This window comes from Rossellomorea sp. GAMAL-10_SWC, from assembly GCF_049568075.1.
GTDB lineage: Bacteria > Bacillota > Bacilli > Bacillales > Bacillaceae_G > Gottfriedia.
The window spans coordinates 771,847-790,755 of record NZ_CP144911.1 but is presented as its reverse complement, the minus strand read 5'-3'; the positions used below and the strand labels follow the sequence as shown (position 1 = coordinate 790,755).

18 protein-coding genes are annotated in these 18,909 nt (G+C 33.6%); 5 read left to right on the top strand and 13 right to left on the bottom strand.

What is annotated here, in order from left to right:
- Window positions 1-56: 56 nt before the first annotated feature.
- The gene (locus V5E38_RS03775; protein ID WP_499212276.1) at window positions 57-668 is read left to right on the top strand and encodes a TetR/AcrR family transcriptional regulator; all 612 of its coding nucleotides are present in this window, start codon (window positions 57-59) and stop codon (window positions 666-668) included.
- Window positions 669-724: 56 nt separating this feature from the next.
- On the opposite strand, the gene V5E38_RS03770 is transcribed toward V5E38_RS03775, so the two are convergent.
- The 3 genes from V5E38_RS03770 to V5E38_RS03760 form a co-directional block, all read right to left on the bottom strand.
- Complete coding sequence (locus V5E38_RS03770) at window positions 725-1,831, bottom strand: class I adenylate-forming enzyme family protein (protein WP_499212275.1); 1,107 nt, start codon at window positions 1,829-1,831, stop codon at window positions 725-727.
- Window positions 1,832-2,053: 222 nt separating this feature from the next.
- On the bottom strand, window positions 2,054-3,235 hold the full coding sequence (locus tag V5E38_RS03765) for a CaiB/BaiF CoA transferase family protein (protein WP_499212274.1): 1,182 nt from the start codon (window positions 3,233-3,235) through the stop codon (window positions 2,054-2,056).
- Between the two features lie 615 nt (window positions 3,236-3,850).
- Window positions 3,851-4,000 carry a hypothetical protein gene (locus V5E38_RS03760; protein ID WP_176522518.1) on the bottom strand — a complete coding sequence of 50 codons (150 nt, stop codon included), beginning with the start codon at window positions 3,998-4,000 and terminating at the stop codon, window positions 3,851-3,853.
- A gap of 272 nt (window positions 4,001-4,272) precedes the next feature.
- Here V5E38_RS03760 and speB point away from each other — a divergent pair, with 272 nt between their 5' ends.
- A complete protein-coding gene (gene speB, locus V5E38_RS03755) occupies window positions 4,273-5,217 on the top strand; it encodes an agmatinase (RefSeq protein WP_499212273.1) in 945 nt (314 codons plus the stop codon).
- An 823-nt stretch (window positions 5,218-6,040) separates the two neighbouring features.
- Window positions 6,041-6,622 carry a TetR/AcrR family transcriptional regulator gene (locus V5E38_RS03750; RefSeq protein ID WP_499212272.1) on the top strand — a complete coding sequence of 194 codons (582 nt, stop codon included), beginning with the start codon at window positions 6,041-6,043 and terminating at the stop codon, window positions 6,620-6,622.
- A 40-nt stretch (window positions 6,623-6,662) separates the two neighbouring features.
- Here V5E38_RS03750 and V5E38_RS03745 read toward each other — a convergent pair whose 3' ends face one another.
- The 7 genes from V5E38_RS03745 to V5E38_RS03715 all read right to left on the bottom strand — a co-directional run bounded on the left by V5E38_RS03745 (window position 6,663) and on the right by V5E38_RS03715 (window position 14,578).
- Window positions 6,663-6,917, bottom strand: coding sequence for a spore coat protein (locus tag V5E38_RS03745; RefSeq protein ID WP_499212271.1), 255 nt, complete (start codon window positions 6,915-6,917; stop codon window positions 6,663-6,665).
- A gap of 12 nt (window positions 6,918-6,929) precedes the next feature.
- The gene (locus V5E38_RS03740) at window positions 6,930-7,118 is read right to left on the bottom strand and encodes a hypothetical protein (RefSeq protein WP_499212270.1); all 189 of its coding nucleotides are present in this window, start codon (window positions 7,116-7,118) and stop codon (window positions 6,930-6,932) included.
- Between the two features lie 133 nt (window positions 7,119-7,251).
- Window positions 7,252-8,739, bottom strand: a complete 1,488-nt coding sequence (locus tag V5E38_RS03735; RefSeq protein ID WP_499212269.1) for an amino acid permease — start codon at window positions 8,737-8,739, stop codon at window positions 7,252-7,254.
- 727 nt (window positions 8,740-9,466) lie between these two features.
- Complete coding sequence (locus V5E38_RS03730; protein WP_499212268.1) at window positions 9,467-11,449, bottom strand: alkyl/aryl-sulfatase; 1,983 nt, start codon at window positions 11,447-11,449, stop codon at window positions 9,467-9,469.
- An 84-nt stretch (window positions 11,450-11,533) separates the two neighbouring features.
- On the bottom strand, window positions 11,534-12,976 hold the full coding sequence (locus V5E38_RS03725; protein WP_499212267.1) for a spore germination protein: 1,443 nt from the start codon (window positions 12,974-12,976) through the stop codon (window positions 11,534-11,536).
- Window positions 12,977-13,267: 291 nt separating this feature from the next.
- Window positions 13,268-14,302, bottom strand: coding sequence for an AI-2E family transporter (locus V5E38_RS03720; protein ID WP_499212266.1), 1,035 nt, complete (start codon window positions 14,300-14,302; stop codon window positions 13,268-13,270).
- Between the two features lie 141 nt (window positions 14,303-14,443).
- The gene (locus tag V5E38_RS03715) at window positions 14,444-14,578 is read right to left on the bottom strand and encodes a hypothetical protein (RefSeq protein ID WP_499212265.1); all 135 of its coding nucleotides are present in this window, start codon (window positions 14,576-14,578) and stop codon (window positions 14,444-14,446) included.
- Window positions 14,579-14,650: 72 nt separating this feature from the next.
- Between V5E38_RS03715 and V5E38_RS03710 the strand changes: the two genes are divergently transcribed.
- Window positions 14,651-15,088 (top strand): hypothetical protein, encoded by a 438-nt coding sequence (locus V5E38_RS03710; RefSeq protein WP_499212264.1) that lies wholly within the window; start codon window positions 14,651-14,653, stop codon window positions 15,086-15,088.
- Between the two features lie 13 nt (window positions 15,089-15,101).
- Window positions 15,102-15,239, top strand: coding sequence for a hypothetical protein (locus tag V5E38_RS03705; protein WP_499212263.1), 138 nt, complete (start codon window positions 15,102-15,104; stop codon window positions 15,237-15,239).
- Between the two features lie 7 nt (window positions 15,240-15,246).
- Here the strand turns inward: V5E38_RS03705 and V5E38_RS03700 are convergent, their stop codons facing one another.
- From V5E38_RS03700 to V5E38_RS03690, 3 genes are read right to left on the bottom strand one after another with little or no spacing between them, the layout of a single operon-like run.
- Window positions 15,247-15,753: a (2Fe-2S)-binding protein gene (locus V5E38_RS03700; protein WP_499212262.1), complete on the bottom strand. Its 507-nt coding sequence runs from the start codon at window positions 15,751-15,753 to the stop codon at window positions 15,247-15,249.
- Window positions 15,753-16,586 carry an FAD binding domain-containing protein gene (locus V5E38_RS03695; RefSeq protein WP_499212261.1) on the bottom strand — a complete coding sequence of 278 codons (834 nt, stop codon included), beginning with the start codon at window positions 16,584-16,586 and terminating at the stop codon, window positions 15,753-15,755. The genes V5E38_RS03700 and V5E38_RS03695 overlap by 1 nt, the downstream gene beginning before the upstream one ends.
- 1 nt (window position 16,587) lies before the next feature.
- Complete coding sequence (locus V5E38_RS03690) at window positions 16,588-18,906, bottom strand: xanthine dehydrogenase family protein molybdopterin-binding subunit (RefSeq protein ID WP_499212260.1); 2,319 nt, start codon at window positions 18,904-18,906, stop codon at window positions 16,588-16,590.
- Window positions 18,907-18,909: the final 3 nt, after the last annotated feature.

Below are 18,909 nucleotides of genomic sequence, written 5' to 3'. Positions count from 1 at the left end.
CCATTTTTATAAATTTACCTATATGCTAGAAGTAACATATGTTGGAGGATCGTAGTATGAGTAATGACAAAGTAGAATCTAAGCGTCAATTACGTTCATTAATGACAAGACAAAAACTACTAGAAGCTGCTAAAGAAGTATTTCTTGCAGAAGGATTTCAAAAGGCGACGATAACACAAATGATAAAAAAAGCTGATATTGGCTATGGAACAGCTTATGTACACTTTAAAGGGAAAGAAGAGCTTTTAATTGTGTTAATGGAAAATGTAATGGAAAGATTTTATGAAATTGCCGAAACTCACTTTTTTCCAGAAACGAAAGAATCCGCTGAATCGATTATTTATAAACAAGCTACTTCTTTTCTAAAAATGGCAGAAGATGAGCGAAACATGATGCAAATTTTTGAACAAGCTATTGGAGTATCTGAAATCATCTCAGACAAATGGAAAACAATTCGTGAAAAGTTTATTGAGCGCATATCACTCGATGTTTCATATGCACAAGAAACTGGATTAGCAAGAAAAGAATTAAATCATGAACTAGTCGCGCGTGCTTGGTTTTTTACAAATGAGATGTACTTATGGGAAATCGTTCGAGATGAACAGCTCTATTCCATTGAAGAAATTGCAAAAACAATCACATCACTTTATACAAGTGGTCTTTATTAAGAACCAAATAAAAAAGCTCAAACTATCAATTCTAATGTTTGGGCTCTTTTTGAATTCTATTTTGAATTAGCACTACAATACATTTCTCTTAATATAAACTTCTGTACTTTCCCAGATGCATTTCGAGGAAGCTGCTCAATAAATTCAACAACTCTAGGAATCTTATACCCCGCCATTCTTTCGCGGCAAAAAGATCCAATCTCCTCAAAAGATAGACGATGCCCTGGTTTTAATACGACAATTGCTGTTACAACCTCTCCCCATTTAGCATCAGGCGTACCAATAACTGCCGCTTCCAAAATAGAATGATGCTCATATAAAACATTTTCAATTTCAACTGAGTAAATATTTTCCCCACCAGAAATTAACATATCCTTACTACGATCAACTAACGTGATATATCCTTCCTCATCTACTACGGCTAAATCTCCTGTATATAACCAACCATCTTTTATCGTATCTGCTGTCTCTTTCGGCTTTTTATAATATTCCTTCATGATCGTTTCAAATTTTAAGATTAATTCACCAACTTCACCTAGTAAAACTTCTTCATCTTGTTTATTGACTACTTTAATAACTGTATAGAGTAAAGGTGTTTTTCCTGTTTTTCCTAAATGGTGCTCATGATCTTCTGGAGAAAGATATACCCCTGTAGGTCCCCCTTCTGTTAATCCACATAAGCTGAAAAATTGATTTGTATTAAATAATTTCATACTTTTCATTAAGATTTCAGGAGGCATAGGAGCTGCACCGTATGCACATCTTTTTATTGAAGATAGATCATATTGATCAGCATTTGGAACTTGTTGTAAATAGTTATACATTGTAGGAACACCAAAAAATAAAGTAATGTTATATTTTTCTATATCCTTTAAAACATTTACCGGATTAAAATCTCGGTGAATAATATTTGTCATTCCTAAATATAAACCTGGCAATAGAAAGATTACTAGCTGAGCACAATGGAATAATGGAGCAACATGTAAAAGCCGATCCTGACAGCTTTGCCCCATTACTGCACTCAATCCATTTATGAGCTTTTCAATTCGTTTATAGTCAAAAAGCGCACCCTTAGGTTGTCCAGTCGTACCCGAGGTATATAGTAAATGAAAATCATCGTCCCCTGAAATCTCTACTTGGAGTTCTTCATCAATAGATGACAACACATCAAAGAAGCTTAAACAATTCGGCGATGAAGCTAGAGGAGCAGTAATTATATTTCTTACTTTCGATGAGGACTTTGAAGCATCTAAAACGACTTTTTCTAGTTATGTGTATGTACGGTCTTGATAGACTAACGCTAATTTATCTGGGTGCCTTTGTGCGTTTAACGATAATACATTTCCAAAACTCATTTGCTTACCCCCGTATTAAATAATTTAGATTTAATCAACTGACCTAATAACTCCCTTTTCAATGAATTGATTAATTGTTTGATCATCATATCCTAAATTTAATAAAACCTCTTTTGTATTCGTCCCAGGTTTTAATCCAACATGTTGATAAGTAGGTTTAAACACAGATGATTTAAAAGGTGAACCAATTTGCAATTGATTTGTACCGTCATTCCTTTGGACGTTTACTAAAAGCCCCCTTTCTTTTACTTGCGGATGCGCACATGCTTCTTCCAAAGTTAAAACTGGCTCAACACAGGCATCAAATTTACTAAAAATTACTTTTAGCTCATTAAACGTTTTCTGACTAAATGCACGCTTTACTTCATTTTTAAATAAATCGATCTCATCCTTCTCCTCACTAAAAGAATAAGGAAGAAATGGCATGATTTCTAATGCCTCACAAAGCTGTTTTCGAAAAGTAGGTTCGAGACTGCCAACTGAAAAGAATCGCCCATCTGCTGTTTCGTAATAGTCATAAAACACGCCTCCATTTAAAAGATGTTCCTCAGGCTTTGGATTAATTTTTTGAGTTAACCAACCAGAACCCAGTAAAGATTGCAACGCAAAAGTACAATCTGTCATGCTAATATCAACCCATTGTCCTTCACCAGTTTGCTCCCGATGAATGACAGCCGCTAAAATGCCAATAATCGCATGTAACGATCCACCAACTTGGTCTGCAACTTGGAATCCCATCGGAACTGGACGCTCATTCTTTCTTGTTGAATAACTCAAAACACCAGTTAATGAAAGATAGTTATTATCATGCCCTGCTCGATTTCGATACGGACCTGTTTGACCATAACCTGTAATTGAACAGTAAATTAGTTTCGAATTTATTTTCTTTAATTGCTCATAGCTTAAGCCAAGCTTTTCCAACACTCCTGGTCGAAATTGCTCAATGACAATATCGTATTCCTTCACTAACTTATAGATTATTTCAGTACCTTCTTCGCTTTTTAAATCAAGGGTAATAGATTTCTTAGAACGATTAATCGTTTGATGTGCGGCAGATTGGTCTCCATCAAATGGAGGTGAAGTTTGTAATAAGTCGGGATGATATGGAGATTCGATTCGTAATACTTCTGCACCTAAATCCGCTAGGATCATAGTTGCATAGGGACCCGGTAAAAGGCGTGTGAAATCCAGAATTTTCAATTTATTTAACATATAATAAACCTTCTATTCAATATCATTTCTCCCTCCATCTCTATCGTTTCTCGTGTACATTAATTATTCTAGATTACTTTGTATCTTTCCTTTTTTTAAAAAAGAATGATAAATCATAAAATTGGATATTGATAAAATTCAACTATTTTTAACCTACTTATTTAAATTGGGAAATAAATGGCAATTTAAATCGATCAAAGGTTAGTTAAAGATGACATTTCATTAGACGAAATTTTGCAAGTAGTATTGGAGAAAATTACACTATTTGAATATTTATTGAAGTTTTATAATAAAAATACACTATTAAATATTCTTAATAATTATTATAACTAGTACTTGTAAATTTCGTTCAATGAAGGAGACAAAATATGTATGTACATCACACGATCAAGGTTTAACAATCGATTAAACGATATAACATTAAGATCCACTTATCCAAACGATATTATCATTATCCAACCTAAAAAAAAACGATAAGTTCGAAGCGAATGGCCACTACTGATACTTATAAATGTAAAAAAAGAACCGATCAGAAATGGTCAGTTCATTTTTTACAAGTTTTCAATATTCGTTCACATAAATTGCACAGCTTTAAAAAGCCTCTTTAAGTGCTTTTTAATCACGCATTGCCCCTGCCTCACGAGAAGTCATTGCTCCTTGTCCATGGCTAACATCACTTTGAATTTGTTGTTTTACTTTTTGAGGATTAGTTCCTGATTTCATATTAGTACCCATATTCCCTTTTCCTTGCTGATTCTGTGGCATAAAATCCCTCCTAAGATTATTGTTTTAAACAATTATATTATTTACAAAAACCCTTGTCATATCCCACGGAATTGACTAATTTCAATAATGAAGTAGGCAATTGTTATTGGCTCAAAAAAGCTGTCTAAATAGCCAATCCTTTATTTTTGATTCATAAATAAACATCTTTTTCCAAATTAATAGTTTGACTATTCAGATTTAACAAACTATAATCTAATTAAACTAACTACCGGTAGTTAATAACCGGAATAAAAAATTAGGAGATGATTTTTGTGAAATATCCACTTTCACCTGATGTAAAACCTGAGTTTTGTACAACTGGAACATTTATGAGATTACCATCAACAAGAGAAAATGCGAAATTAGCAATCGTTGGCATGCCTTTTGATACTGCAGCCTCATTTCGTGTTGGTGCACGATTTGCTCCTCAAGCTATCCGACAAGCTTCTATGACTTTATTCCCATATCATCCGATTCATAAGGTATATCCATTTGACGACAGCAATGCCATCGATATTGGAGATGTATCAGTTATTCCTCATAATATTCATCGAAGCTACAAACTAATGGAAGACGCTATGTTTGAATTAATGGAGAATAATATTATCCCAATCGGTTTAGGTGGTGACCACTCGATTACTTTAGCAAACCTACGAGCTGCGGCTAAAAAACATGGCCCGGTTGCGATGATTCACTTTGATTCGCATACTGACACTTGGGATACATATTACGATGAAAAATATTGGCATGGTTCACCTTTTATCCGAGCTCACGAAGAAGGACTTCTAATTCCAAACAAAGTATTCCAATTGGGTATTAGAGGCACATTGAATCATCCAGGAGACATAGATGCTAGCCATGAGCTTGGTTACAATGTTATTACTACACCGGAAATGTATGAACGTGGTTTTGAAAGTATTTTAAAAGAAATGAAAGAAGTTATTGGAGATACACCTTGCTTCTTAACTTTTGATATTGATTTCGTCGACCCTTCATGTGCACCAGGAACTGGGACTCTTGAAGTAGGTGGATACAATAGTATGGAAACATTAAAAATGATCCGCACATTAACTGATTTCAATTTTATTGGCTTTGACGTCGTTGAAGTACTACCATCCTATGACCCAACTCAAATCACATCACTATTAGCTGCAACGCTAGTTCATGAATTTGCTAGTTTAGCTACATTGCAAATTAAAAAAGATAACTCAAAGTAATTTTAAAAGCTCTGTTGCTTTTAGACAGAGCTTTTTTCGGGTATTTATCTTTAACATTACAAAATATTTAATAAAACTAACACTGATTGCAGATTGACCATTTCTTATTCATGAACCCTTTATGAGGTAGTATTGATCAGCTTTTTACCTTTTTACTTCCTCATGAACCCTTTATGAGGTAGTATTGATCAGCTTTTTGTCTTTTTACTTCCTCATGAACCCTTTATGAGGAAGCATAAATCTGCTTTTTGGCTTTTTCCTTCCTCATGAACCCTTTATGAGGAAGGATAGATCAGTTTTTTGGCTTTTTACTTCCTCATGAACCCTTTATGAGGAAGGATAGATCAGCTTTTTGACTTTTTACTTCCTCATGACCCATTTATGAGGAAGCATAGATCAGCTTTTTGACTTTTTACTTCCTCATGAACCCTTTATGAGTAAGTATAGATCAGCTTTTTGACTTTTTACTTCCTCATGACCCTTTTATGAGGAAGAATAAATCAGCTTTTTGACTTTTTACTTCCTCATGAACCCTTTATGAGGAAGTATAAATCAGCTTTTTGGCTTTTTACTTCCTCATGAACACTTTATGAGGAAGTATAAATCAGCTTTTTGACTTTTGGCACTGTATGAGTAAGTATAGATCAGATCATCATTTCTCTTTTTGCCTACTCACTACACCATTATGGACTACTCCATGATTTGATTTTCAATGCTTTCTCCGCCAAACAACCTTTTTTACAATAAAAATAAACAATATTTAGACTTCACAAAGATTCCAGTTTATAATCTAGCTAACAAGAGTTAGTTTCGGAGGATGAAGATGACAAAGGATAAGATTATTGCAGCAGCACTTGCCCTGTTTTCCAAAAATGGCTATGAAGGCACTAGTTTAACTGAAATCGCTAAAGCAGTTGGAATTCAGAAACCGTCAATATATAACCATTTTAAAAGTAAGGAAGAAATCTTTCTTACTATTTATGAGAATATTTTATGGCTTCATGTGAAAAAAATAGTCGAGCTGATGGGTGAAATTGGCGAACTAACTGCTAAGGAACAGCTTTACCAAATTCTTAACGTAACATTTGAATATTATATTGAGTTCGAGGAGCAATCTACTTTCGTGAACCGCGCTGTCTTTTTCTCTCCTGAACAATTAAAGGAGCAATTGCATACACAGTTCATGGAATCTGAGGAAGCAATGTCGACTATTTTAAGATCAGTGATTGATAAAGGGATTAAAAATGGTGAAATTCGAACAGGAAATGTAGAAGATTTTGTTATGTCTTATTACTGTCTAATTGATGGTATTTTTATTGAGTTATCTTATTATGGGGCTGAAAAGATGAAACCAAGAATATCGAATATTTGGAGAAATTTTTGGTACGGCTTTCAAAATGTATAGCAAAAAAGCATTCGATTAAACGAATGCTTTTTTATTCATATTACTGATTAGCTGTTAATTCTGATTTAAACTGCTGAATTAAATTTTCATCTGCAGGTGCTGCTGGTTTATAAAATCCTTTTTGTAATGCATAATTGTACAATGCGCGTTGACGCGCTTCATCTTGATTACGTAATTGAATTAAAGTTTGTCTTAACTCTGAATTATTCGATTCATTAATATATCCAGCATAAGCCGCTAAACTAGCGTTAAGCCCTGCTAAATAATCATTTACCATATCTTTATCTTGAAACATATTACCATCTCCTTATCCTAAAAAATTTAGAAGTTCTTGTCTTGATTGCTGTGCTGATTGAGCATCTCTTTGTAGTAATGCTTTTAATTCAGGATCTGAGCAATTTTGAGCATATGCCTCTAATTTATTAGCGATTGTACTATGCCCTCCGATTATATGACGAAGGTTTTCTAATTCAAGTTCTGTTAATGAATTACTCATACTTACGATCTCCTTTCGAACATAAAATGATATTCTGACTTTATTAATTTTCCAAAATGCCCAAAAAAAATACGTAAAAAAAGCTCAATCTATATTGATTATAGATTGAGCTTAATCTTTTGCTTATTTGTGATTATATCTCACTGCTGAAATCAGCTTCTTCTAATTTAACTTTCTTCGTTTTCATAACTACTTTATAGCCAAGGTATCCAAGAATAAATAATGGTAGTCCAATATAAGAAACTGCAATACCATACCAGTCAATTTTATCTCCGGTAAATGCTCCATAATTCGTTCCAAGCATTGCAACTAAACATAAAACTGTTGCTAAAATTGGACCTAAAGGGAACCATTTTGCTAAATAAGGTAGATCCTTTAATTTTCTTCCTTGTGCGATATACGCTTTACGGAAGCGGTAATGCGTAATTGAAATGCCTAACCAAGAAATATAACCAGCTAAGCCTGCTGCATTTAATAACCAAGAGTATACTGTACCATCACCAAATAATGAAGTTAAGAAGCAAACCGCACCAATTAGAGTCGTCGCAATTAATGCACTAACTGGAACTCCACCTTTGTTTACTTTTCTTAAAAACTTTGGTGCTTTTCCTTCTTCAGCTAATACCCAAAGTACACGAGAACCAACGTATAAGCTTGAATTACCCGCTGATAAAACTGAAGTCAAGATAACTGTATTCATTGCAGCAGCTGCAAAAGCCAGTCCTGCATGTTTAAATACTAAAGTAAATGGACTGATCGCAATACTATCAACGTCTCCACCTAATAAGTTTGGATCTGTATAGCTGATTAAACAGCCAATAACGAATATCGCTAATACGTAGAATAATAAAATACGCCAGAAGATTTGCTTGATCGCTTTTGGAATATTCTTTTCAGGATTTTCACTTTCCCCAGCCGTTACTCCGACCATTTCAGTTCCTTGGAAAGCAAAACCTACAATCATAAATACACTAAAGATTGATAAGAGACCACCTTTGAATGGTGCTTCTCCTTTTGTGAAATTATCAAATCCACCTGTATGACCACTCATAATACCGAAAATCATTAATAATCCAATTACAATAAAAATAATAATTGTAGCTACTTTAATAATTGAAAACCAAAACTCAGATTCCCCATATCCTTTTACAGATAGTACATTTAATCCAAAAATTAAAACAAGGAATATAGAACTCCATACGATCCCTGGAGTATGCGGGAACCAATATTTCATAATTAAAGCCGAAGCTGATAATTCTAAAGCAAGGATAATCGCATTGTTATACCAATAATTCCAACCAACTGCAAAACCAAGAGCTGGATCGACAAATCTTGAAGTATATGTGCTAAAAGAACCCGAAATTGGAATTAAAGTTGCCATTTCGGCTAAGCTAGTCATCAGGAAGTAAACCATGATACCAGCAATTAAATAAGCAACAAGAGCTCCACCTGGTCCTGCATCATGGATAGTTGCTCCACTCGCTAAAAATAAACCAGTACCAATCGTACCACCCATAGCGATCATTGTTAAATGTCTTGTTTTTAGTTTTCTTTCTAAATGCTCTTTTTTAGGCGCGTTACTTTGAACAGTGAAATCAGTTTTACGATTTGTATTATGCATGAATACACCTCTTTATTTTAAAATGAAATTTCTCCAAAGAAGGTTTGTTTAAATCTTTAAAAGCTCGCATTCCAATCTATTCTTTGACAATTTGTCTTTCGCCAAGAAATTACAAAACACATTCCGAATTACCTATTTTAATACTAATCCTGGAACGAGAGCGATGTAAAGATGAAAATCCTACCTTCTAAATTTAACAAAGAAATAAAGCTTGTCCCTTCAATGATGATAGCGTTTTCATTTTTTTTGCTTTCATCATCGAAATGTACTTAATTAAAATTATCATAATATGACGAAAAATAGAAGGAGTTTTTTCATTGTTTAGATAATTTAGAGTTATTTAAGAATAGCTAAATTTTCAAAAACCGTATATTTATTTGAAACAATAAATATATATTAAGTCCTAGTTTAAGATAGTTCAACTATTAATTTTTAGATTGGAAAATATTATATAATGAAAGCGCTTTGTTGTCGTTTATTGTTGACTTTCCTTATTTAATAAAGCACTAGACTAGTTGCAGTTCCAAATTAAAAAATCTGTCTATAGGAAAATCATCACTCTCTTTCTAGTAAAAATGTCACGAATTTTTATCTTTACTCTAATCGACTATATACAAAAAAATGAATAAAATTAGTTTTTAATTTTGTGAATTTTTAGAACCAAAAAACCTCAAAAAAAACATTCTTCATATCTTAGGAAAAATGTTTTTTCATCTTTTTTAATTTCTTATGGAGTAACGATATTGATTTCTTTTTTGAAGTGGTCAAATAAAGTTACCATCTCTTTAAATTTTTCTATATTCCCAGTAATGCTCAACTTTCCATTTGCCATTGCCTGATTTATATCGAGTTTCCCATACATCATTAAATAAAAGGTTACTTTATCTACTAGAAGTGTTGCATCAGGACTTGAAGTCGTTAAACCATTATTATAATTAAAAACAGCGTTATTTATATCAATTGTGTAATTTGTTTTCAGATCAGTAAAATTCACATTGAATGTAAAACGCTTATTCTCCGCTTTTGGGCCATTAAGGGTAATCGAAATAAAATCAAAAAAATCATTTACTTTCATATTTAAGATGGCTTGTTGGTCTACAGTACTTAAGGTTTGTGAATCATCTGTCTTCCTAATCCCTTTTCTTAATTCCTGTGCACCCGTCAAATAAACATTTCTCCAGGCAGCAGATTCGGCCTTGTATCCTAACTGCTCGTAAGATTTAGCAAGTAAGTTCCTTGCCTCTTTGTTATTTGGATTTGCCATAACGACATTTTTCAAAACTTGTGCTACCCATCGATAGTCACCTTTCTCAAAATCCTTTTTTGCGAGCTTCAGAACCTTCTTTTCTCCACCCATGTATTGAACGTATTTAGTTCCAGTCTCTACTTGTGGAAGTGGATCTAAATCAGAGGGATTACCGTTAAAATAACCTAAGTAATAATTGTAAGCTGCTTTAGCATTTTGCTTTAAATTACCATAATATCCTCGATTCGCCCAATATTTAACAAGACTACTAGGTAATTTTATTTGTTCAGCTATTTCATCTGCAGTGTAACCGTGGTTGGCTAGGCGAATTGATTGGTCATGAATATATTTATATAAATCTCGTTGCTTTGTAAGCTGCTCTATTACACGATCTTTTCCCCATAACGGCCAGCTATGAGCTGTAACTAATGCATCGATTTCTTCTTTACCAAATAACTTAATAGTATGAACCAAAGCTTTTACCCACTCAGAGGCATCTCTTGTTTTTGCTCCTCTTAAAGTGTAAAAATTATGCATAGTATGACCTGTGTTCTCAGCAACGACTAACGTTTTGTAATCATGAATGTAATAATGCATTTCTGAAGGTGCTTCAGTATTTAACGTTAATAAAAACTTGAATTTAATTCCATCTATTTCCATCGTTTGTACTTTATCTTTAATTTCAATTGTTGGTGGCATAAAGCTGATTGTACCTGTACTAATTCTTGGGCCAATCCCATTTGTTACGTATCCTTTTTTATTTACGGGTAAAAGATATCCGAACATATACCCTGCCCTACGTGACATGATGTTACCTAATAGGATATTTTCACTGACTACTTCCTTCGAAAAGTTTAATGGAGCAATAATTGGTACATTTTCTGGATTTGTAGCGTACTGTACAACCCCTTTCACCCCTCCAAAATGATCAGCATGACTATGACTAATAACTACTGCACTAACTGGTTTTTTAGGGCGATTCGCATAATAAACTTCCAATGCTGCTTTTGCAGTTTCAATCGTTGATAATGTATCTAATATGATTAAACCTGTTTTACCTTCTACTATTGTCATCACAGACACATCTTGTCCACGAATTTGATATACCCCATCAACTACCTTGTAAAGCCCTGGAGTATTTAATAATTGAGCTTGTCTCCATAAAGAAGGATTGACAGTTAAAGGCGCAGGTCCATCATTAATAAATGAATATTGATTACGATCCCAAACGATATCACCTTTTGAATTTTTTATTTGACCATACATTAATGGTGCGATGAATCCTTTATGAGCATCATTAAAATCTTGCTTATCATTGAAATTTAATTCACTATAAATTTTTTCATTTGACTTAATTGTATCCTTAGTAGGTGGCATAGCTTGAGAAAAAACGTTTTGTGAAAAGGTGGTACTAAATAAAAAAGATAGTATTAGTAAAAATGATAATCCTTTTGTTTCAAACATGATTCTTCTCCTTCTAGTCATCAACAGATAGAATTGGAACAAAAAGCAACATAACTTCTTCAATACGTTACTCTTTGTTCCAATTTATTTTTTATGAGGATATGAATGTTTACTGTTAATAATCTTTCTTAAATCTCCTCTAAATAAAGCATCTTTCATTTCTTTAGGATTAAACGGAATAAACGGCGCTAAATATGGAACCCCCATTGATCTAATTGTTGCCATATAAGCGATCAAAATAATTAATCCGATGATAATCCCTTTTAATCCAAAGAAGAAACCTAAAAATAAAAAAACTAATCGTAACGTCATAACCGATCCATACAGTCCTCCTGCAGCAATTGCTATACTAGAAAGGAAATTAATTCCTACTATTATTAACGTCACAGAATGAATCAGTTTTGCAGTGACTGAAGTTTGTCCAACTACAATAGCCCCTATAAGTGAAACAATAATAACAGTTGATTTGGGAATCCTCAACGATGCTTCAGTTAGTAGTTGAAAAATAATCATGACAAATAAAATCTCAAATATAATTGGAAGCATTGTATCTGACCCTGTGAAAAACGTCTTTGCAAATTTACGGGGTACCCAGTCATGATGAAAGCGGACCACTGTTTCAAAAAAACCCAATAAAATAATTGAAAATAACCAACTAAAAAAACGTAATAATCTAAAACCATAGCGCCCCGATTTAGTATGGTATTCATCTGGTTGATGGAAAAAATGAAGAAAAAGACAAGGAACGATAATACTATAAGGAATACCATTTACTAAGATTGCAACACGCCCCTCATATAATGCTGAAACAGTGACATCTGGACGTTCGCACGTAAAAACAGTTGGAAAGAATGTTTTTTTCCCTTCTAAAGCATCTTCAATTACTCTAGCTTCTAATAAATAAGTAACATCTATATTTTTTATTTTAGACCTTGTATCATCTAAAATGCTTTGATCAACAAATCCGTCCATATAAATAATCGATACATCCGTTTTTACTTCGTTTCCTACCTGTAGATTTTCAATGCTTAACTTATTTGACGGTATGATATTACGGAGAAGGTTGACATTAACTTTTAGCTGTTCATTAAATCCTATTAAAGAGCCCTTCAATGATCTTTGAGTGTCAGGTTCATTGATTGACCGCATTTGCCAATCAGCAGTATCTGCTAAAATTCCTTCTTCATATCCATCAACTAAAATAAGTGTCTTTCCTTTTGATAATCCAGACAAAATATCTTCATAATCTGTTACCTTCATTACATCAGCAATTGAAAGATGACGGGTGATAACAGCGTCAATAGTTTTGAATTTTATCATTCTTAGTAAAGGGGTAAGAATATTATCTTGAATAGATTGTGTATTCGTTATTCCATCAATATATAAAACTGCAGCATCACGAATGACTTCATCATTTACCGTGATTTGTCTAACTTTTAAGTCAGTACCATTATTAAACATTTCTTTTAAATAGTTTATATTCTTTTCTATACTTACTACTAAACTAGATTGTTCTTTGTTATTCACAAATAAACTCCTTAACCACATTTTGCTTAGTTTATCCTTCAAATTCCAATTTATGACAAGTTACTTGTTAACACTTTTTATGAGTTTAAAAACAAACATTCAAAATGAATATTGAAACCATAGAAAATATACCGACTCGCACGATGGCGAATGTAATAAAAGATACAATTATAGAGTGTTCTCAAGAAGAGTAAATGAAGCTTCATTAAATTTTTTAAACCGGAGATGAAATGTAGGTTAAAATAGAAAAAAAAGATGATATCGTGTCTTCTCGATATCATCTTTTCATTTTTATTCAGTTGACTCTACTTCTTTTTTTTCATGATCTGTAACACCCAATACATCTAGCAAAAAGATGAAAACTGGTATCCCGATAATAAGACCCCATACGCCAAAAAATCGTTCAGAAAAAACAAGAATTAGAAAAGTATAAAAAACTGGTAAGTTCGTCTTAGCTGATATTAACTTTGGATTTAAAAAATAGGTTTCAAGTGCATGTAACACAAAAATCATTAATATGACATACATGATATGTGCCATACCACCAATTGTATAAGCAATCGTACAAAGTGGAATTAACGAGATAAACATACCAGCAACCGGGATCAGTCCAAGCAAGAATATCAAGAAGCCTAAACCGATTAGCTGTGGAAATCCCATAAATCTTAATGCGATCACCGATAAAATACAATTCACCAATGCAATTAAAAACTGAGCTTCAATCACTTTTCCAAAAGAACGTGAAAATCTTTCTCCAAAATAAGCCATCTCATAATAAAAAAGTGATATTTTACTATTTTCAAACTTTTTGGTAAATGCAATAATCCTAGGTTTTTCAAGTAGAAAAAAGAAACTCAGAACTAAAGCAATTAATACTTCAATCCCCCATTGGCTAATATTAGAGGCATACTTATATAAAAAATCTAATCCTTGCTCAGTATAACCTGATATTTCAACCTTTTTAATTGCGGTTACAATATAATTGATGATTTTCTCATCTGGTGGATTCATATAAAACGTCTTTATTTGTACGATTAGTTGGACAACTTGAGTTGTAATAACAGGTAAATAATTATAAATCCCTATGACTAAAGCTGCCACAATAACTATATACAAAGAATAGACAACTACTAACCGATTAACCGGTAAAATCTTGTTTACTCTATTAATAATAAATTTATGTACTCGATCCATTAAATAAGTAAAAATGAAAATTAGTAAAATTAAATTTATTATTTTGCGAGTTAAGATTAGTACAAGAATGATACAAGCCATCATGGCTAGTCGTCTAAACGTACTACTTTGAAAAAATTTTTTGACCTCCATTCCACAACCCCCTTACCTATATATTATTTTGCCTGAGTAGTATGGAAATCTTAATTTTTATAATAAAAACATAACCACATCCCAAAGGAAGTGGTTCATAAAGTTGCTTCTCTTTTCATTTTTATTTAATAAAATCTTCAATTATGAATTTTCATTTAACAAATTCTTAATGTTGAAAAGCGCCACTTTATATTTTACCAATTCAAATACCAAAAATAAAGCTGCAGCAGACAATTTAAGTCTAGCTGCAGCTTTTAATTGAACTTTTTGTGTCATTATTTGTTCCACTTCCCTTTTCATTCACACTTGGGCACTTGCTGAATACAATAGGCATGAGGGTGTGATCCAATGAATGACTATAAAATTAAAGAAGATCTTCGTATTATCGCTACTCTTCAAAGAGATTTAAATGTCGCCGCTGCAGCCTTATTATTAACTGGCCAAATTACAATAATAGGTGTATTTGTAACGTCTGGAGAATTTAGTCTTTCTCTAAGTGGACCCTTATTAGGTAGAGAACGTGTAGAAAGTAAATATGGAGATCAATTTACAAATTCTCTCATTGATGTAATCGATATAATCATTGCTATTTTATTATTAATTGATGAAGTTCGAGTTGTAAGCTCCGTTATAGGACCTGGTAGATTCTCATTAAATGTGAGTGGTCCCATTTTTGGTGCACCAGTTAGCGTACCGACACTTCCTTTTCTAAAAAAAACGTATTACTTTTGTAAAAAAATTGTTTCGAAACATTTTGATATTGATCCGCGAATCTTTAGTAAATAAAGGAATGGTGATTATGGCTTTAACAGATATCCCTACAGTAAGACCTACTGATACCCAAGTTTTTCTTATGGCAATTTCCGTCATTTCGTTTATTTTCTTCTTTACACAAAGAAAACCTAGTGACTCAACATCGTCAACACCGATGAGTTAAAAGATCACTATTCGTCTTTTTCAAACTCATTATTCATTTGTTTTTCTCTATTTTCGATAACTGATGAAACTGCTTCTTCAATCTCTTCATAGCATGTGCATCTACAAATATTGGAAGATAGCCATTCCTTCATCGTTTCATAAGTTGGATGTGGTTGTTTTAATAATAGAGAATGACAATTCATAATAAATCCAGGCGTACAATAACCGCATTGAAACGCAAAATTTTCAACAAATGCTTTTTGTATAGGTGAATCTTTAAGCCCTTCTATTGTTGTTATTTTTTGCCCAACTGCCTCGATGGCAAGCATTATACACGATTTATATACTGTATCATTTACTACAACTGAACAAGCGCCACAATCTCCATTTAGGCAACCTGGCTTAGCACCAGTGAGACCAAGCTTTGTTCGTAACACATACAGGAGAGTATCAACTGGACGAATCTCCACTTGTCGAATTTCATCATTAATACTTAAAGTAACACTTAATTTTTTGCTTGGAGACTGGTCCATTACCTTCCCTCCATTTCGATTAGGATCTCTTCTATTGTGTTTTTTAGTACAAATAGTCGATACTCTTTTGAGCCCTCAACATCGTCAAGTATTTCACCTGGAATAAATTGAATTGCTTTTTGTATTCTTTCTTCCACACCCGAGCTCATATTATTTAGCTCAGCTTCCATTTGCTTTGAACGAAATGGAAAAGGACATAATCCACTATAAGCAAAACGCAATTGATTATCCGATTTAATTGATGCAATCGTCAGAAGTGGATAACCCGTATCCCATTGCTGACGTTTTTTTATGCTCATATATGGTAGATTGATATATTTCTTTTCCGTTAGAAGTTGAATTAGAATTTGTCCGTCTTGGAGTTGTAAGTTTTGATTGAAGATGTGTTCGATTGGAAAAGCCTCTACACCATTGTACCCGGCAACAACTACTTGGCTATCACAAAGAAGAAATGGCAAAATTGCTTCCCGGTAAAAAATTTGACCACATAAGTTTCCACCTAAGGTAATTTTATTTCTTGCTGTACGATCAGCTATTCCCATAGATGCTTCAGATAGTAATGGGAATAAGTTTTTCTCCTCAATATCAGTAAGTGAAATGACTGCGCCTGATATTAAATAGCTCTCATTAAGCTCAAATAACTGACACTCTTTTAGATCTTTAATATCGATAAGCGCATCTGTTTCAACCAGATTTAAACGGCCTAGTGTTATGATTTCCGTACCACCTGCATAATAGATTGGCCTCTTGTTTTTAGCTTTTAAAAAATAAAAAGTCTCCAATGCTTCTTTAATCGTCATTGGTTTATAGTATTCTATATTAGAAGATAACAAGCTAGTTCCCACCTTCTTTTACTTTCCATAATAGTTCTGGGATAATAGGTAAATTATAAATTTCAGCGGAAATTGCAGTTGAAAGACTATTTCCAAGAGCAGCTGGCATTCCTAGTAATCCATGTTCCCCTACCCCTCGTGCACCAAATACAGCATCGACTTGTGGAGTTTCAACAAACGCAACTTCATATTTAGGATTCTCTCCAAATCGTATTGGTCGATATGTTCGTAATTGCGGATTCAGTACTTTCCCTTGCGAATCAAATTTAAAAGTTTCTCTACCGGCAAAGGATAGTCCCATACTCATTGCACCTTTAACTTGACCAGTTGCCGTCTTGATATTTAGTACTTTTCCAATATCAACAGCTGTAACGGCTTTAAGAATCCTATATTCATATGTTTTCGTGTCGACTTCTACTTCTACACCATGTGCGCAAACCGTCCACTCAGGTCCTGGTTTTCCAGCGCCAGTTTCTCGATTAATTTTTGTTAAACCCGTTAATATATAGTGGCCTCTCCCTATTATTTGTCCACCAATCGAATTTCCATTTGGAAATGTGTATCCGTAAGCAATTTCTTTAATTGGTATATTTTTAGTAGGTTCACTCCTTAAGAATACTTTTCCATATCCAACTTCTAAATCCTCAACAGGAGCTCGCAATATAAATGAGGCTAAATCTTTTAATTGTCTAATTAAATCTTCAGCAGCTGCTAGCAATGCTCTTCCTGCCATGAATGTTCCTCTACTTGCAACAGTTTTCCAATGCTCAGGTGTATTTAATGTGTTAATCTTCATTTGAACATGAATATCGTCTACGTCCATTTTTAGAATCTCAGCTAACATTTGAGCAAGTATTGTTTTAGTACCTTGACCAATCTCTACAACACCAGAAAGTAAATTAATACTCCCGTCTTCATTATAGATTAATATGACTCCTGAGCTTGCATTTGGTGTAATGGTAGAAGTTTTCCACGAACAACTAATTCCTTTTACTCTCAATTTATGATTGCCTAAGTCAATAACTTGACCTTCTTGCCAATTGATTAATTCTTTCATTTTTTCGATACATTTAGGTAGATTACCAACTGTACTTGAATTTAATACGACTTGAGTAGGCGTTTGATCACCTGGTTTAATTGCGTTTTTTTCTCTTAGTTCAATCGGGTCCATATTTAATTTTCTAGCAAGAATGTCCATCGCTCGCTCAAATGCAAAATGTACTTCTGAATGACTAAACCCTCTAAAAGGTGCTGGGTATGGATGATTTGTATACATACAAAAAGAATCACACCAAATATTTTCGATATTATAAGGTCCCGTACAATCAACTGCTCCCGCTCGTGTTAAATCAATTGATTTATCAGCATAGGCTCCGCCATCCCATAAAAATTGAATCTCCGCAACCTTGAGCATTCCCTCTTTTGTACAACCTAGTTTTACATTCGCTTCAAGTCCGATATGTCCTGGAGATGAAAGCATATCATTTTCACGAGTGTTATAGATTTTTACTAATCTACCATTTACAGCTCTTGAAGCAATATAGGCTAATATCTCTAACTGAACTGCTCCTTTCCCACCATAACCTCCACCAACAAAAGGAGTGTTTACAATGACTTTTCCAGGCTTAACTCCAAAATAATCTCCAATTAAATTCTTAACCATAAATGGTGCTTGGGATGAGGTGGTTATCTCAATCGTGCCATTATGATGGATTTGAGCATATGAACATCTTGTCTCCATCGCAGAGTGGTCAGACGGTCTAAATGCAAAATTTTCATCGACCATTACTTCACTTTCTCTCCAGCCTTTATTAAAATCCCCTTTTCGAATTTTGATTCTAGTAGCAATATTAGTTCCTGGCTCTGGGTAAACCCCTTCTGTTTTTTCATATTCTCCTAGATTTGGATGTACAAGTGGAGCATCTTGTTTAATCGCTTCTGAAGGAGAATTTACAACGGGAAGTAATTCATATTGTACCTTTACTAAATTAGCAGCTTGACTTGCTTCGTACTTGGTGTCCGCTACAACAATTGCAACTATTTCACCAAAAAATCGAACACGGTCAAATGCGATTGGATAACGGTCAAGTATTCCTTCTCCTACTAAAGGTAGATTTTCGCCAAATATTATTTTTCTTACACCTTGTACGTTTAGCGCTTCAGTTGCATCTATACTTTTAATCATCGCATGTGCGTATGGGCTTGTTACTAATTGAGCATGAAGCATATCATTCGACTCAAAATCATCTGTATATTTAGCATAGCCAGTCACTTTTTCAAAAGACTCTTTTCGGGGTATTCCTTTACCGATTATGAGCATGAA

Coding starts and splice junctions, on each gene's coding strand:
- V5E38_RS03775 (WP_499212276.1), top strand. CDS start 57: ATGAGTAATGACAAAGTAGAATCTAAGCGTCAATTACGTTCATTAATG.
- V5E38_RS03765 (WP_499212274.1), bottom strand. CDS start 3,235: ATGTTAAATAAATTGAAAATTCTGGATTTCACACGCCTTTTACCGGGT.
- V5E38_RS03760 (WP_176522518.1), bottom strand. CDS start 4,000: ATGCCACAGAATCAGCAAGGAAAAGGGAATATGGGTACTAATATGAAA.
- V5E38_RS03750 (WP_499212272.1), top strand. CDS start 6,041: ATGACAAAGGATAAGATTATTGCAGCAGCACTTGCCCTGTTTTCCAAA.
- V5E38_RS03745 (WP_499212271.1), bottom strand. CDS start 6,917: ATGTTTCAAGATAAAGATATGGTAAATGATTATTTAGCAGGGCTTAAC.
- V5E38_RS03740 (WP_499212270.1), bottom strand. CDS start 7,118: ATGAGTAATTCATTAACAGAACTTGAATTAGAAAACCTTCGTCATATA.
- V5E38_RS03735 (WP_499212269.1), bottom strand. CDS start 8,739: ATGCATAATACAAATCGTAAAACTGATTTCACTGTTCAAAGTAACGCG.
- V5E38_RS03730 (WP_499212268.1), bottom strand. CDS start 11,449: ATGTTTGAAACAAAAGGATTATCATTTTTACTAATACTATCTTTTTTA.
- V5E38_RS03720 (WP_499212266.1), bottom strand. CDS start 14,302: ATGGAGGTCAAAAAATTTTTTCAAAGTAGTACGTTTAGACGACTAGCC.
- V5E38_RS03715 (WP_499212265.1), bottom strand. CDS start 14,578: ATGACACAAAAAGTTCAATTAAAAGCTGCAGCTAGACTTAAATTGTCT.
- V5E38_RS03710 (WP_499212264.1), top strand. CDS start 14,651: ATGAATGACTATAAAATTAAAGAAGATCTTCGTATTATCGCTACTCTT.
- V5E38_RS03705 (WP_499212263.1), top strand. CDS start 15,102: ATGGCTTTAACAGATATCCCTACAGTAAGACCTACTGATACCCAAGTT.
- V5E38_RS03700 (WP_499212262.1), bottom strand. CDS start 15,753: ATGGACCAGTCTCCAAGCAAAAAATTAAGTGTTACTTTAAGTATTAAT.
- V5E38_RS03690 (WP_499212260.1), bottom strand. CDS start 18,906: ATGCTCATAATCGGTAAAGGAATACCCCGAAAAGAGTCTTTTGAAAAA.